The 519-nt window shown below is 70.9% G+C and carries 1 protein-coding gene; it reads left to right on the plus strand.

Annotated features, from left to right (window positions below; all coding sequences use genetic code 11):
* The coding region (locus tag AIIKEEIJ_RS14785; protein ID WP_443217106.1) for an LGFP repeat-containing protein at positions 1-455 on the plus strand (455 nt) is incomplete at its 5' end.
* Positions 456-519: the final 64 nt, after the last annotated feature.

The following is a 519-nucleotide window of genomic DNA, read 5'->3' on the forward strand; positions in this document are numbered from 1 at the left end:
GGCAGGGCTGGGAGGGCGGCCCGCTGGGCTACCCGGTGGCCGACGAGGTCGCCACCCCCGGCAAGCCCGGCGTGGTGCAGGGCTTCGAGATCGGCGCCCTCTACTGGAGCGAGCCGTTCGGGGCCCACGCCGTACAGGGCATGATCATGGGCAAGTACGCCGAGCTCGGCTACGAGAACGGCTGGCTCGGGTTCCCGAAGACCAGCGAGATCCCCGTCAAGGACGGTGGCCGGTTCAACGAGTTCGAGGGCGGCAACATCTACTGGAGCCCGCTGAGCGGGGCGTGGTCGGTCCGCACCGGGCCCGTCTTCGACGCGTGGAAAAGCGCCGGTTACGAGAACGGTCGCCTCGGCTTCCCCGTCGGCGACGAGTTCCCCATCCCCGGCGGTGTCCAGCAGAACTTCCAGGGCGGATTCGTCACGGTCGTCGACAACGTGGCCACCGTCCGCCCCTAGGATCGGCCCTCGCACACCCGGTGCCGCCACGGCGGCCCCGCGACCACCGGATCGGGCGGTGACC

Origin of the sequence: Rhodococcus sp. YH1 (genome assembly GCF_009939605.1) — a bacterium.
Taxonomy (GTDB): Bacteria; Actinomycetota; Actinomycetes; order Mycobacteriales; family Mycobacteriaceae; genus Rhodococcus; species Rhodococcus aetherivorans.